General features: G+C 64.1%; 14 protein-coding genes. 6 read left to right on the forward strand and 8 right to left on the reverse strand.

Annotated elements, in window-relative coordinates; genetic code table 11:
* From AC0L3A_RS07560 to AC0L3A_RS07575, 4 genes are all read right to left on the reverse strand, one after another.
* Complete coding sequence (locus AC0L3A_RS07560) at positions 1–882, reverse strand: alpha/beta fold hydrolase (RefSeq protein ID WP_473253936.1); 882 nt, start codon at positions 880–882, stop codon at positions 1–3.
* An 11-nt stretch (positions 883–893) separates the two neighbouring features.
* Positions 894–2,039 (reverse strand): pyridoxal phosphate-dependent aminotransferase, encoded by a 1,146-nt coding sequence (locus AC0L3A_RS07565; protein ID WP_473253937.1) that lies wholly within the window; start codon positions 2,037–2,039, stop codon positions 894–896.
* 7 nt (positions 2,040–2,046) lie between these two features.
* Entirely contained in the window at positions 2,047–2,826 is a 780-nt protein-coding gene (locus AC0L3A_RS07570; protein WP_473253938.1) for an SDR family oxidoreductase, read from the reverse strand.
* A 68-nt stretch (positions 2,827–2,894) separates the two neighbouring features.
* Positions 2,895–3,608, reverse strand: a complete 714-nt coding sequence (locus AC0L3A_RS07575; RefSeq protein ID WP_473253939.1) for a GntR family transcriptional regulator — start codon at positions 3,606–3,608, stop codon at positions 2,895–2,897.
* Positions 3,609–3,834: 226 nt separating this feature from the next.
* On the opposite strand from AC0L3A_RS07575, the gene AC0L3A_RS07580 reads away from it, so the two are divergent.
* From AC0L3A_RS07580 to AC0L3A_RS07605, 6 genes are read left to right on the forward strand one after another with little or no spacing between them, the layout of a single operon-like run.
* A complete protein-coding gene (locus AC0L3A_RS07580; RefSeq protein WP_473253940.1) occupies positions 3,835–4,698 on the forward strand; it encodes an ABC transporter ATP-binding protein in 864 nt (287 codons plus the stop codon).
* Positions 4,695–5,480: a class II aldolase/adducin family protein gene (locus AC0L3A_RS07585; RefSeq protein WP_473253941.1), complete on the forward strand. Its 786-nt coding sequence runs from the start codon at positions 4,695–4,697 to the stop codon at positions 5,478–5,480. Before AC0L3A_RS07580 ends, AC0L3A_RS07585 begins: the two co-directional genes overlap by 4 nt.
* 23 nt (positions 5,481–5,503) lie before the next feature.
* Positions 5,504–6,520 carry an ABC transporter substrate-binding protein gene (locus tag AC0L3A_RS07590; RefSeq protein ID WP_473253942.1) on the forward strand — a complete coding sequence of 339 codons (1,017 nt, stop codon included), beginning with the start codon at positions 5,504–5,506 and terminating at the stop codon, positions 6,518–6,520.
* Complete coding sequence (locus AC0L3A_RS07595) at positions 6,517–7,332, forward strand: ABC transporter permease (protein WP_473253943.1); 816 nt, start codon at positions 6,517–6,519, stop codon at positions 7,330–7,332. Before AC0L3A_RS07590 ends, AC0L3A_RS07595 begins: the two co-directional genes overlap by 4 nt.
* Complete coding sequence (locus AC0L3A_RS07600; protein WP_473253944.1) at positions 7,329–8,087, forward strand: ABC transporter permease; 759 nt, start codon at positions 7,329–7,331, stop codon at positions 8,085–8,087. The genes AC0L3A_RS07595 and AC0L3A_RS07600 overlap by 4 nt, the downstream gene beginning before the upstream one ends.
* A gap of 16 nt (positions 8,088–8,103) precedes the next feature.
* The gene (locus AC0L3A_RS07605) at positions 8,104–9,408 is read left to right on the forward strand and encodes an LLM class flavin-dependent oxidoreductase (protein WP_473253945.1); all 1,305 of its coding nucleotides are present in this window, start codon (positions 8,104–8,106) and stop codon (positions 9,406–9,408) included.
* Here the strand turns inward: AC0L3A_RS07605 and AC0L3A_RS07610 are convergent.
* The 4 genes from AC0L3A_RS07610 to AC0L3A_RS07625 are packed head-to-tail and all read right to left on the reverse strand — an operon-like array spanning position 9,405 to position 12,732.
* The gene (locus AC0L3A_RS07610) at positions 9,405–10,334 is read right to left on the reverse strand and encodes a dihydrodipicolinate synthase family protein (protein ID WP_473253946.1); all 930 of its coding nucleotides are present in this window, start codon (positions 10,332–10,334) and stop codon (positions 9,405–9,407) included. The genes AC0L3A_RS07605 and AC0L3A_RS07610 overlap by 4 nt on opposite strands.
* Before the next feature lie 15 nt (positions 10,335–10,349).
* Positions 10,350–11,150, reverse strand: a complete 801-nt coding sequence (locus AC0L3A_RS07615) for an amino acid ABC transporter ATP-binding protein (protein WP_473253947.1) — start codon at positions 11,148–11,150, stop codon at positions 10,350–10,352.
* Positions 11,147–11,878, reverse strand: a complete 732-nt coding sequence (locus AC0L3A_RS07620; RefSeq protein ID WP_473253948.1) for an amino acid ABC transporter permease — start codon at positions 11,876–11,878, stop codon at positions 11,147–11,149. The genes AC0L3A_RS07615 and AC0L3A_RS07620 overlap by 4 nt, the downstream gene beginning before the upstream one ends.
* 17 nt (positions 11,879–11,895) lie before the next feature.
* A complete protein-coding gene (locus tag AC0L3A_RS07625) occupies positions 11,896–12,732 on the reverse strand; it encodes an ABC transporter substrate-binding protein (protein ID WP_473253949.1) in 837 nt (278 codons plus the stop codon).
* Positions 12,733–12,769: the final 37 nt, after the last annotated feature.

The following is a 12,769-nucleotide window of genomic DNA, read 5'->3' on the forward strand; positions in this document are numbered from 1 at the left end:
CTACTTCGTACGCATGATCTGGCCCGGCAGCGCGCGCGGATCGCGTGGCAGCCAGTGTCCGGCCTCGACCTGAGCGATGAATTCGGCGAGCAGCGCGTTAAACGCCGCCGGCTCTTCGAGGTTGAGGGTGTGGCCGGTCTTGGGGAAGACCGAGAGCCCGCAGGCCGGAATGGTCTTCTTCAGGAAGATGCCTGGCTGGAGACAGTGATCATCTTCGTCACCGACAACCACCAGCGTCGGCACCATCATTGTCTTCAGGCCGTCTTCGAGGTCATAGAACGACGGTCGCCGCGCCTGGACGCCGCGCATGGTGTTGGCGGCGCCGCGATCGGAATGGACGGCGAGGCGATCGGCGAATTCCCGCCACCCGCGCGGATCCTTGTTCTGGAACTGTACCCGGCTCGCGCCGAGCGCGTAGACCCTGGAAAACTCCTTGGCACCCTGCTTCTCGAAATTATCCGCGACTTCGAGCGAGACGCCGCGAAAATATTCCTCGAACTCCTTCTCGCAGCCATAGCCGGCGCCGGCCACGGTGAGCGACAAAGCCCGTTCCGGCGTGCGCAGGCCGAAATGCACGGTGCAGAAGCCACCCATGGAGAGACCGACGATGTGCGCCTTGTCGATTCCCAGTGCGTCGAGTACGGCGACCGCATCATCCGCGGCGATCGCCTGCGAATAGGCTTCCATGCTGTCAGGCACATCCGAGGGCGGATAGCCACGCGCGGCGTAGCTGATGCAGCGATGGCGGCGGCTGAAATAGCGCAACTGCGGCTCCCAGCTTTCGTGATTGCCGCCGAATTCATGGATGAAGAGGATCGGCGTGCCCTCACCCGTTTCTTCCACGTAGAGTTTCACGCCGTCCTTCGCTGTGATCATCGTCATCAGAATCGTCCCTAGAATTGCGGCGGCAGGTCGTTGAGCGTGCGCGCCTGCGCGACCATCTCCGGCAGCAGCGTGCAAAACTTCTCGGCCCAGGCCTGCGGCACCGAGGTGCTGATCTTGACGAAACGGTCGCCGAAGCGCTGGGTGTGGTAGGTGCCCTGCCGGATCATGATGCCCTGCCGGCGATAGCACTCGACCAGCGCCTCAGGACGGATGCCTGCCGCGATGGTCTCCAGCACCAGAAAGTTTCCGTGCGAGGGCATGATCGGCAGCGCCAATCCCTCGATCGCGGCAGCCGCCTCCTGGATCATCGCCTTGTTTGCCCGGTCGGTGCTGCGGACCTTTTTCATCCATTCGGTCTTGACCGACAGCCCCGCCTGCGCCGCGCGCTGGGCGATGACGCTCGCGCCGAGCACGCTCGTGGAGGTCTGCGCGAACTCCTCGAACAGATCAGGTGCGGCAACGAGAGCGCCGATCCGCAGACCTGCGAGGCCAAGCCATTTCGAAAAGCTGGTCGAGACCACCGAGCCCTTGGGGGCCACGTGAAGCGCCGGCGTGTGACCATCGGCGAAATCGCGGTAGGTGCAGTCGTGCACCAGTAGCGCGCCGCAATCGCGCGCGATCGCGGCAAAGCTCTCGATCTCTTCGCGGGTGTAGCGAATGCCGAGCGGATTGTTGGGATCGACGAGATAGATGATCGCGGTGCGTTCGTCGACATTCGCCTTCAGCGCCTCAGGCGTCAGGCGATAATTGCAGGCCGGATCGTAGATCGGAATCTCGATCACCTCGGCGCCCTGCTGGCGCGCGAACAGGCACGGCCATTTCCAGGTCGGATCGGTCGTCACCAACGTTGTGCCCGGCTTGCAGCGCGCGCGGCAAATCATCGCCAGCGCGTTGACGCCGCCCTCGGTCACCAGCGCTTCTGCGCCGGGCACACCGAGATCGGCGACGATCGCTGCGCGCAGCGCCTCGAAGCCGAGCGGCGGGGCATAGGCGTTGAACTCGCCCGCCTCGATCGAGCGCAGCATCGCCTCGCGCACGGCGGGATGGCTCTCGATATGGTTGGTGTTCTGACCGAGCCAGAAGAGTCCCGGCGTCGCCGAGAGCTCGTCGAAATAGCGGTTGCGGACCAGCGCCGCGGATTGAGGCTTCGACATCAATGCCTCAGATCACCGAGCCGCGCGCGGCAATGCCGCCATCGATCGTCACCACCGTGCCGGTGATGTAGCCGGACCGCGGCGAAGACAGGAAGGCGACGAGATCGGCGACCTCCTCCGACGTCGCCGGCCGCTTGCCCGGGTATTTGTCGAACAGCTCCTCCCAGCGGCTTTCGTCGCCGAGCATGTCGATCGCCTTGCGCTTCATAATCTTGAGCATTCGATCGGTGGCAACCGGGCCCGGATTGACCGCGACTACGCGTACACCGTGATCGAGGCTGCGGCCGCCGAGCGCCTTGGTGAAGGACATCAGCGCCGCGTTGCCGGTCGAACCCGCGATGTAGCTAGCGTCCCAGTTCTCACCGGAATTGCCGATGATGTTGATGATGACGCCGTCCTTGCCCTTCATGCGAGGATAATAGAGACGCGACAGCGTGATGTAGCCGAACACCTTGAGATCGAAGCCGCGCCGCCAGGCGGCGTCGTCGAGGATTTCCAGCGAACCCGCCGGGATGTCGCCGGCATTGTTGATGAGGATGTCGATATCGCCGACTTCGGCAGCGAGCTTTTCCATCGCAGCCGTGCTCGACAGATCAAGCGCGTGGATCGTGATCTTCACGCCATGGCGCGCTTCGAGCTGCTTCTTGGCCTCGAGCATCGCCTCGCCATTGCGGGCGGCCAGATGCAGATGGCACCCCTCCCCGGCGAAGAGCTCGGCCACCGCAAGTCCAATTCCTTTCGACGCACCGGTGATCAGGGCGGTCTTGTTCGTCAGCTTCAGGTCCACTCCGGGTCTCCAGGATGCAAGCTAGCTATACAAGGTCTAGCAATTTGCATACCAAGCGGCATCGGGCGTCATTCGAAGGCGGCGAGGAAGTCCAGGAGGTTGTCACCGAGCAGGTTGACGTGGTCCCGCATGGTGCTGTGGGCCCGCTCCGGATCGTGGGCCAGGATCGCCTGCATGATCGCTTCATGCTCGCGGACAGTATCTGCGATCCGGTTCGGCATGCGCGTCACCCGGCGGCGATAGGCGGCCACCTGGTTGCGCAGCTTGCGGGTCTGGTCGGCGAGGAAAGTGTTGCGCGAGGCCTCGTAGATCGCTTCGTGGAATTCCTGGTTGATGTCGTAGAAAACGTCGATGTCACCGGTTTCGCCTGCTGCTACAAGCCGCTGGTGAATCTCGCCAATTTCAGTCCCCCAAGCCTGGGAGACACGTCTTGCGGCGAGCCTTGCACAAAGCCCCTCCAGCTCCGCCATGACCTGGAACATCTCGATCAGCGCCTGGGCCTTGATGCTGCGGACGGTCGCGCCCTGCCGGCCGCGCAGCTCGACCAGATTGTTGGCGGCCATCAGGCGGAACGCCTCCCGCACCGGTGTACGCGAGACGCCGAAGCGCTGGGCGATCTCCTGCTCATCGAGCCGGCTGCCCGGCTCGAGGTGCCCCGCCGCAATCGCCCCTTCGAGCTTCAGGCGCAGGCTTTCGGCGAGCGTCATGCCGGGGCTCGGGGCCAGGGACTCCTGCACGTTTTTCACGCGCTTGCCTCCAACATGTGCACCAATATCCGCCACTATGTTTCTCCGATCCAGCTATAAGTATACAAGACGGCATCCGGCTTCCAGAGAAACGACTGATTTTGTCTCGTAGGCGCGCACGACTCCGACCTATTCCCGTCGGTCTCGCAAATCTTATGCCTGATTTGCCCGTAAATCGCACTGGCACACGAGTTGCTAAGAGATTTCAACGCGGTCCGCTTTCGTATGCGAATGGCCGCCGCCATTATACAAGGACATCCCGGTGCAGGCTGCCCGCCTCCCCAATCCCGGACCGGCCACCGAAGCCCCGCAGGCCCACCCGAAGCCTGAGCCGCTGCTCGAACTGCGCGCGATCAACAAGACTTTTGGCGCGGTCGCTGCGCTGTCGGGACTTGAGGCGAGCGTCGCCCCCGGCGAGTTCGTCACCGTCGTCGGCCCGAGCGGCTGCGGCAAGAGTACCCTCTTCAATATCGTCGCCGGCCTCGAAGAGCCTGATGCCGGCGGCATCCTGCGCTTTGAAGGCAAGAGCTGCCATGCCGCCGACCTGCTCGGCCGCGTCTCCTTCATGCCGCAGCGCGATTTGCTGTTTCCCTGGCGCAATGTGGTGGACAACGCCATCCTCGCGCTCGAGGTCGAGGGCATGCCGCGCGAACAGGCGCGCGCCAAGGCGCTGAAGATGCTGCCCGAGTTCGGGCTCGCCGGCTTCGAGAAGCAATATCCCAATCAATTGTCGGGCGGTATGCGCCAGCGCGTCGCCCTGATGCGCACCTTCCTGTTCGAGCGCGACCTGATGCTGCTGGACGAGCCATTCGGCGCGCTCGACGCGCTGACGCGGGCGATGATGCAGCGCTGGCTGCTCGATGTCTGGCAGAAATACCGTCGCACCATCCTCTTCATCACCCATGACGTCGACGAGGCGATCTTCCTCGGCGACCGCGTGCTGGTGATGACCGCGCGACCCGGCTCCGTGAAGCTCGAGCAGGTCGTCGATCTCCCGCGCCCGCGCAAGCCCGAGATCGTCACCTCCTCCGAATTCGTGCGCCTCAAGCGCACGCTGCTCGACGCGATCGAGGAGGAGAGCATGAAGTCGTTCCAATCCTCCATCGCGCAGGAGAAGCCGCAATGAATGCGATGTCAGCGAGAGAGCCCGCGCCGCGCGGGATCAATCCGGCCGAGTGGGACGCCCGCATCAAGCTTGCAGCCTGCTATCGCATGGTCGCCAAGCTCGGCATGGACGATCTGATCTACAACCACATCTCCGCGCGCGTGCCCGGCCATGACGATCAGTTCCTGATCAATCCGTATGGCCTGCTGTTCGACGAGATCACGGCGTCGAGCCTGGTGAAGATCGACATCAAGGGCAACAAGCTCGACGACACGCCGCAGGCCGTCAACGTCGCCGCCTTCGTCATCCATGCCGCGATCCACACCTCGAACCATGATGCGGCCTGCGTGCTGCACACCCATTCCGACGCCAGCGTCGCAGTGTCCGGGCAGGAGAAGGGCCTGCTGCCGCTCAGCCAGTTCGCGATGCGCTTCTACGACCGTCAGGCCTTCCACGATTATGAAGGCGTCGCCATCGACCTCGACGAGCAGGTCCGCCTGGTGCGTGATCTCGGCCCGCACAAGGTGATGCTGATGCGCAACCACGGCATCCTCACCGTCGGCCGGACGCCGGGCGAGGCCTTCATGCTGCTCTATTATTTCGAGCGCGCCGCACGGATCCAGCTCCAGATGCAGGCGGCGGCCGCAGCCGGTGCCAAGCTGGTGATGCCGCCGCACGAGGTCTGCGAAAAGGCCGCCCGTCAGTTCTGGGAATTGCAGGGCGACATCCTCGTGCCCGGCGAACGCGAATGGCCGGCGCTGATGCGCCAGCTCGACCGCACCGATCCATCCTATCGCAACTGATTTTCACCGTCTGGAGTATGACCATGTTGAGCCGTCGCCATGCCTTCTCCGTCCTCTCCGCCATCGCACTGGCGACCGGCTCGCTCGTCACGGCCGCACCCGCAGCCGAGTTGCAGAAGGCTAGCCTGCGTCTGAAATGGCTGCCGCAAGCCCAGTTCGCCGGCTTCTACGTCGCTGCCGCCAAGGGCTACTACAAGGCCGAGGGCATCGACCTCACCATCAATCCCGGCGGGCCCAACCTGCTGACCGAAAACCTGGTCGCGACCGGCGCCGACACGTTCGGCTTGTCCGGCGGCACCGACAGCGTGTTCGCGGCGCGCGACAAGGGACTGCCTATCGTCTGCATTGGCGTGTCGCACCAGATCACCCCCTTCATCTTCGTCACCCGCAAGGACGGGCCGGTGAAGACGATCCAGGATTTCAAGGGCAAGACTGTCACCACCTGGTTCACCGGCGCCAACCATGTGCTGAACGGCATGCTGGCCAAGGAAGGCATCAAGCCGGATGAGTTGAAGATCCAGCCGCAGCAGGTTTCGGTGACACCCTTCGTCGACGGCAACGTCGACGTGATCACGGCGACCTATTACAACGAGTTCTACACCATCCAGTCGCGCATGCCGAAGGACAGTCTGAAGATCTTCGTCGCCGAGGATTACGGCATCACCTTCCCGCGCGACACGCTGATCGTGGCCGAAGCGACCGCCAAGGAGAAGCCGGAACTCGTCAAGGCGTTCCTGCGCGCGTCACTGAAGGGCTGGAAGGATGCGTTCTCCGATCCCAAGGGCGCCGTCGACACCGTGATGGCCGCAGCCCCGACACTCGACCGCGCCCAGCAGGAATTCATGCTCACCGAGGTCAAGCGTCTGATGACCGCCGGCGCGGCGGCGAAGAACGGCGTGTTCTGGATCGACGCCGACGCGGTGAAGACCGCCCACGACTTCTTCCTGAAGTACGGCGTGATCTCCAAGCCGGTCGATCTCGCTGCGGCCTATGACGCGAGCTTCATCCAGAGCATCCCGGCGGCGGACCGGCTGCCGTGAGCAGCCCTGCGACGACATCGCTTGGTGACGGCCGCGCGACCGCGCGGTCGATCACGATGCCGGATTCGCTGCGCAAGCTGATCCGGCTCCTGCTCGGCCTCGCTATCGCCGCGGTGGTCTGGGAAGGCGCGGTGCTGCTGTTCGGCATCCGGCCCTATTATCTGCCGCGCCTCAGCACGATCCTGCTGGCGATAGCGGCCACGCCGCGCGCCTATGTCGACGGCTTCCTGCGCACGCTTGCCGAGACGCTGATCGGCTTTGCGTCCGGCGGCGCGTTCGGCGTGCTCATGGGCGTCGTGTTCTTCCGCATCCGCGCGCTGCGCGAAATGATCTTTCCGATCTTCGTGGTGTCGCAGACCATTCCGGTCATCGCCTTCGGCGCGCTGGTGGTGCTGTGGTTCGGCAATACGCTGCTCGCCAAGGCGATCATCGCGTTTTATCTGACCTTCTTCCCGGTGACGGTGAACACACTGCTCGGCCTGGAAACCGTCGATCCCAGGCAGGTCGACCTGATGCGCAGCTTCGGCGCCTCCAACCGCCAGCTCCTGCTGCGCTTGCAGCTTCCGACCGCGCTACCGCAGATCTTCGTGGCGCTGAGACTTGCCGCATCGCTGAGCCTCGTCGGCGCCATCGTCGGCGAATGGTTCGGCGACACCACCGGTCTCGGGGTGCTGCTGCTCCAGGCCATGTTCACCGAGAACGTCGTTGCGATCTGGGCCGCCCTGCTGGCTGCGGCCCTGCTCGGCACCGGCTTCTATGCGGTGGTCGCTGCGGTCGAGCGGCAGCTCGTGTTCTGGAACGCCGAGCAATGAGCCGCGCGCTAGCCTCGCCCTCGCTCGCCGTCCAGCGCGGCATTCTGGGCGCAGTCCTCCTGATCGCATGCTGGGAAGGTGCGGCGCGCGGACTGCATCTGCCCGCTTATGTTCTTCCCGCGGTCAGTGACATCCTCGTCGGCCTATGGTCGAAACGTGCAACACTCATTGACGCCGCCGGCTACACCCTGCTTGAAGCACTGGTGGGCTACGGACTCGGCTGCCTGATCGGTATCGGGCTCGCCGTCGCCATCGCACTGGTGCCGGCGTTGCGTAGCGCGATCCTGCCGCTCGCCACCGCGATCAATTCGGTGCCCGTGGTCGGCTATTCGCCGCTGATCCTGCTCTGGTTCGGCATCGGTGTCAGCTCGAAGATCGTGATGGTGGCAATGGCGGTGAGCTTCACCGTCCTGCTCTCGATGCTGGCAGGACTCGACCGTGTCGATCGCCGCGCCGTCGATCTCATGAAGAGTTTTGGCGCCAGCCGCTTCGGCGTGCTGTGGCGCCTGCGGCTGCCGACCGCGCTGCCGCTACTGCTCGCCGGCATGCGCGTCTCCACGGTGCGCAGCGTGATCGTGGCGATCGTCACCGAAATGCTCGGCGCCCAGGGCGGTCTCGGCTGGGTGATCTACCAGGCCGTGCTTCAGATCGACTTCGTCCAGGTGTGGTCGGCGATCTTCGTCGCCTCCGCGGCGAGCCTCGCCTTCTTCGGCCTGATCGGTTTCCTCGAACGCAAGATCCTGTTCTGGACGTGACGCCAGGAAACACACCATGAAACGACAGATGCATCTCGGCCTGTTCATCCTGGGCACCGGCAGCCATGTCGCGGGCTGGCGCTATCCCGGCGCGGTCGACAGCTTTCAGGACTTTGCCGCGATCCAGGAGATCGGCCGCACCGCCGAGCGCGGCAAGTTCGACCTGATCTTCATGGGCGACAATCTCTATGCCGATGCCGCCGCCCATCCCTCCTACACGCTGCGGCTCGAACCGCTGACGATGCTCGCCGCGCTTGCGACCTCGACCAGCCATATCGGCCTCGGCGCCACCGTCTCCACCACCTACAGCGATCCGTTCTCGGTCGCGCGCGTGTTCGCCTCGCTCGATCACATTTCCAAGGGCCGCGCGGCGTGGAACGCGGTGACGACGGCCAATCCGGCCACAGCTGCGAATTTCGGCACCACCCACCCAGACCACGCCCGCCGCTACGAGATGGCCGGCGAGTTCCTCGACGTCGTCAAAGGCCTGTGGGATGGCTGGGCGGATGACGCCATTGTCGCCGACCGCGCCAGCGGTCTCTACATCGACCCGGCAAAACTCCGTCCGATCGACCATGACGGCGCGTTCTTCAAGGTGAAGGGACCGCTCAACATTGGCCGCAGCCCGCAAGGCCGCCCCGTCGTGCTCCAGGCCGGCGGCTCCGAGGCCGGGCAGGCGCTCGCCGCGCGCACCGCCGATATCGTGTTCTCGGTGGTGCAGGACATCGACGAGGCCAAGGCTGGCTACACCTCACTGAAGACGCGGCTGCCGTCGTTCGGCCGCAGGCCTGAGGACGTCACGGTGCTGCCGGGCGTGATGCCCGTCGTCGGTCGCACCGACAAGGAGGCGTACGAGAAGCTCAACATACTCCAGGGCTTTGTCAGCGGCAGCAACGCGCTCGCCATCCTGTCCGATCGTTTCGGCCGCGACATGTCGGCCTACGATCTCGACGGACCGATCCCGGACATCGCGCCATCGGACAGCTATCACAGCTTCGCCAGCGTCATGCTCGCCAAGGGCCGCCGCGAGAACATGACACTGCGCGATCTCTATAATCTGACCGCCGCCGCCCGCGGCCATTGGGTGCTGTGCGGCTCGGCCGAGCGCATCGCCGACACACTTCAGCTCTGGTTCGAGGAGCACGCCGCCGACGGCTTCAACGTTATGCCGCCGTATTTCCACGAAGGCTTTGAGGATTTCGTCGAGCTCGTCGTGCCTATCTTGCAGGAGCGCGGCCTGTTCCGCGCGGATTATGAGGGAACAACGTTGCGCGATCATCTCGGCCTCGCGCGACCGGCCAATCCGTTCTTCGCGGCCTAGAGCACGCCGGCGATCCGTAGCGCCTGTTCAAGCGCCTGCAACTCGCCTCGCGTCGCCGGCGGTTGCGGCGGTCGCGCCGCATCGCATGAGAGACGCCCGAGCAGCTTCAGGCAGGCCTTGAGCCGTACTGTCGCGCGCCCTCCCGGCGTATCGCGGTAGATCGCAACCGCAAGCGGATACAGCTTCTCGTGCGCGGCGCGCGCCCGCTCCCAATTGCCGGCCTCCGCCGCGTTCCAGAGGCTGACGACAAGCTCGGGCACGACACAGGCAAGGCTGACCTGGCTGCCGGCCGAGCCGACGATATAGCTCGTCAGCAGATGCTCGTCGCCGGAGCCGAGCACGACGAACTCCGGCCGCAGCTTGTGAATCAGCCTCAGATTCTGTTCGTAAGTCGCAACCTCCCAGCTGCCCTCCTTGATCGCAACGAACCGAGGGTCGGCCGCCAGCCGTGCCAGCAGCGGCGGCGCATAGGCCATGGCGCCCGCGCCGACGGGCGCCGCGTAGAGCATCAGCGGCACGGTGGTCGCATCTCGGATGTACCGATGATGCTCGATGACACAGTCGTCGGCGTGGCCGAGCGCCCAGCTATTGGGAGGAAATACCAGGAGCCCGTCCGCACCGGCCTGCTCCAGTGTGGCCGCCTCTCGCGCGGCCTCCAGGCTCGACTCGTGATTGACCCCGGAGACGATTAAGCAATCCTTCGGAGCGTGCTCGCGCGCCAGCTCCACCACGCGCCGCTTTTCGGCCAGCGACAGCACGAAGTTTTCGCCGGCATGGCCGTTGACCAATAGCCCGTTGATGCCGGGCGCGGACGTGACCGAAGCGAGATGCGCCGCGAGCTTCACCTCGTCGATCGCAAAGTCAGGCGTCATCGGCACGATCGTGGCGGCATTAATGCCGCGCAGGCGGTCGCTGAATGTCCGCATCCCGGCTGACATCAGCTAGTGAATGATCTGGTCGAGGAACGTCCTGGCCCGCTCCGACTTCGGATGCTTGAAGAACTCCTCCGGAGCAGCCTGCTCGACCACCTTCCCCTCGTTCATGAACACGATCCGGTCGGCGACCTCGCGGGCAAAGCCCATCTCATGGGTCACGCACAGCATGGTCATGCCCTCTTCCGCGAGCTTCTTCATGGTCTCCAGCACCTCCTTGACCATTTCGGGGTCGAGCGCCGAGGTCGGCTCGTCGAACAGCATGATCTTCGGCCGCATGCAAAGCGCGCGGGCGATGGCCACACGCTGCTGCTGGCCGCCCGAGAGCTGCCCGGGGAATTTTTCGGCCTGGTCCGGAATCCGGACCTTGGTGAGGAAATGCATGGCGAGGTCCTTCGCTTCCGCCTGCGACATGCTGCTCACGGTCATTGGCGCCAGGATACAGTTCTCCAGCACCGTCATGTGCGGAAACAAGTTGAAGCTCTGGAACACCATGCCGGTGTCGCGCCTGACCGCATCGATGTTCTTGCGCTGGTGGTCGAGCTCGATGCCGTTGACGTAGATCAGGCCTTCATCGTGCTTCTCGATATGGTTGATGCAGCGGATGAGCGTCGACTTTCCCGAGCCGGAGGGACCGCAGACCACGATCTTCTCGCCCTTGGCAACCTTGAGATCGACCTCGTTCAACGCGGTGAAGTCGCCATAGTGCTTATAGACGGCTTCCATGCGAACCGCAGGCACCTCGCGCAAATGTGGCTGCGCCATTGTGCCTTCGGCACCACTAGCCGTATTCATCGATATCTCGCTCATGCGCGAGCCTCCACGCTTGCTTGCGCAACCGGCGCCCTCGCCGCGACCCGCCTGGATTTCGCCGCGCTCGACCGACCAAAATGCTTCTCCAGCCGGCGCTGAACCGCATCCCAGACCGAGGTGAGGATCAGGTAATATGCCGTTGCGGCCGCATAGACTTCGAGAATCTGGAAGTGTTCCTGCATCAGCATGTCGCTGCGCCGCATCAGCTCCTCGACCGAGATCACCGACGCGAGCGAGGTTGCCTTCAGCAGTGAATTGATGGAGTTGCCGAGCGGCGGAATCATCAGCCGGAACGCCTGCGGCAAGGTCACACGGCGGAACGTGACCCAGGGCGACAGGCTGAGCGCCCAGGCGGCTTCGCGCTGTCCCGCCGATACGGCCATGAAGCCGCTGCGCACGATCTCGGCGAGATAGGCCGCCTCGTTGAGGATCAGGCCGACCAGCGCGCAGGTGATCACCGAGAACTTGATTCCCAACTGCGGCAAGCCGCTATAGATCACCACGAGCTGGATGAGCAGCGGCGTGCCACGGAAGAACCAGACGTAGAGCCGCGAGAAGCCCGACAGCACCGGGTTGGACGACATGCGCATCAACGCGATGCCCATGCCGAGAATTAATCCGCCTACGACGGCCGCCACTGTCAGTCCGATGGTGACGAGCACACCCTTCATCAGGAAGTAATTGAAGAAGTAGTTGACGGCGGCCGTCGGACTGAAATGGCTCATCGGCTCGTCTCCGTATCTCAGGTCGGACCGGGGCCGGCGATCGCAAGCGGCTGATCGGCCGGCATGCTGGTCAGGCCGAACTTGTCGAACAGCGCCTGGTAGCTGCCATCGGCACGCATCGCGTTCAGCGCCTTGACGATGGCATCCGCCACCGTCTTGTTGCGGAAGCCGAGCGTGGTACGCGCCGTGCCAAGACCGCTCAGCACTTCCTTGACGCGACCGCGGCCAACAAGATCGCGCGCCACGCTGTCAACGAGGAGCGCATTGTCGACTTGGCCTGCGAGCAGCGCGCTCACGACGTTGGTCGCTGTCGGGAACGTGCGCATCTCGATGGCAGGACCGCCCTTCGCTACGTTCGCATCGCTGAGCTTCTTGAGCCAATTCATCTGGTAGGTGCTGACCTCGACAGCGGACGTTTTTCCGATCAGGTCATTTTCGGTAGCAATTTTTATGCCGCTATCGGGCGCAACCACGACCGAAATGGCCTGAATGGCATACGGCAGCATGTACATCAGCTTCGAGCGTTCCTCCGTCCAGAACATGCCGGTGTCGATGCCATCGATGCGGCCCGCGTTCATGGCCGGGATCATCGCCGGAAAATCCATCCGGACGAGTTCGACCGGAAGACACAACCGTTTGCCGAGCTCGGCGGCGAGTTCCACGTTGAGGCCCTGCAACTGGCCGTCCTTGTCGACGAACTGCTGCGGCGGATTGGTCGGGTTGATGGAGAGCTGCAACTTGCCGGGCGCAATCAGATTGTCGTCGGTGATCGCGGGCGTGCAGGCGGCATGGGCCGCCGCGGATGCGAGAACGAGTGCCGCAGCGGCACCCAAGCGAAGCAGTGTCGAGAGCATGTGATACCTCCAGTAAGACGCCAATAACCAGTCCCTC

The organism is Bradyrhizobium sp. MI1.3, from assembly GCF_055811695.1.

Coding starts and splice junctions, on each gene's coding strand:
- AC0L3A_RS07560 (WP_473253936.1), bottom strand. CDS start 882: ATGACGATGATCACAGCGAAGGACGGCGTGAAACTCTACGTGGAAGAA.
- AC0L3A_RS07565 (WP_473253937.1), bottom strand. CDS start 2,039: ATGTCGAAGCCTCAATCCGCGGCGCTGGTCCGCAACCGCTATTTCGAC.
- AC0L3A_RS07585 (WP_473253941.1), top strand. CDS start 4,695: ATGAATGCGATGTCAGCGAGAGAGCCCGCGCCGCGCGGGATCAATCCG.
- AC0L3A_RS07590 (WP_473253942.1), top strand. CDS start 5,504: ATGTTGAGCCGTCGCCATGCCTTCTCCGTCCTCTCCGCCATCGCACTG.
- AC0L3A_RS07600 (WP_473253944.1), top strand. CDS start 7,329: ATGAGCCGCGCGCTAGCCTCGCCCTCGCTCGCCGTCCAGCGCGGCATT.
- AC0L3A_RS07605 (WP_473253945.1), top strand. CDS start 8,104: ATGAAACGACAGATGCATCTCGGCCTGTTCATCCTGGGCACCGGCAGC.
- AC0L3A_RS07610 (WP_473253946.1), bottom strand. CDS start 10,334: ATGCGGACATTCAGCGACCGCCTGCGCGGCATTAATGCCGCCACGATC.
- AC0L3A_RS07615 (WP_473253947.1), bottom strand. CDS start 11,150: ATGAGCGAGATATCGATGAATACGGCTAGTGGTGCCGAAGGCACAATG.
- AC0L3A_RS07620 (WP_473253948.1), bottom strand. CDS start 11,878: ATGAGCCATTTCAGTCCGACGGCCGCCGTCAACTACTTCTTCAATTAC.
- AC0L3A_RS07625 (WP_473253949.1), bottom strand. CDS start 12,732: ATGCTCTCGACACTGCTTCGCTTGGGTGCCGCTGCGGCACTCGTTCTC.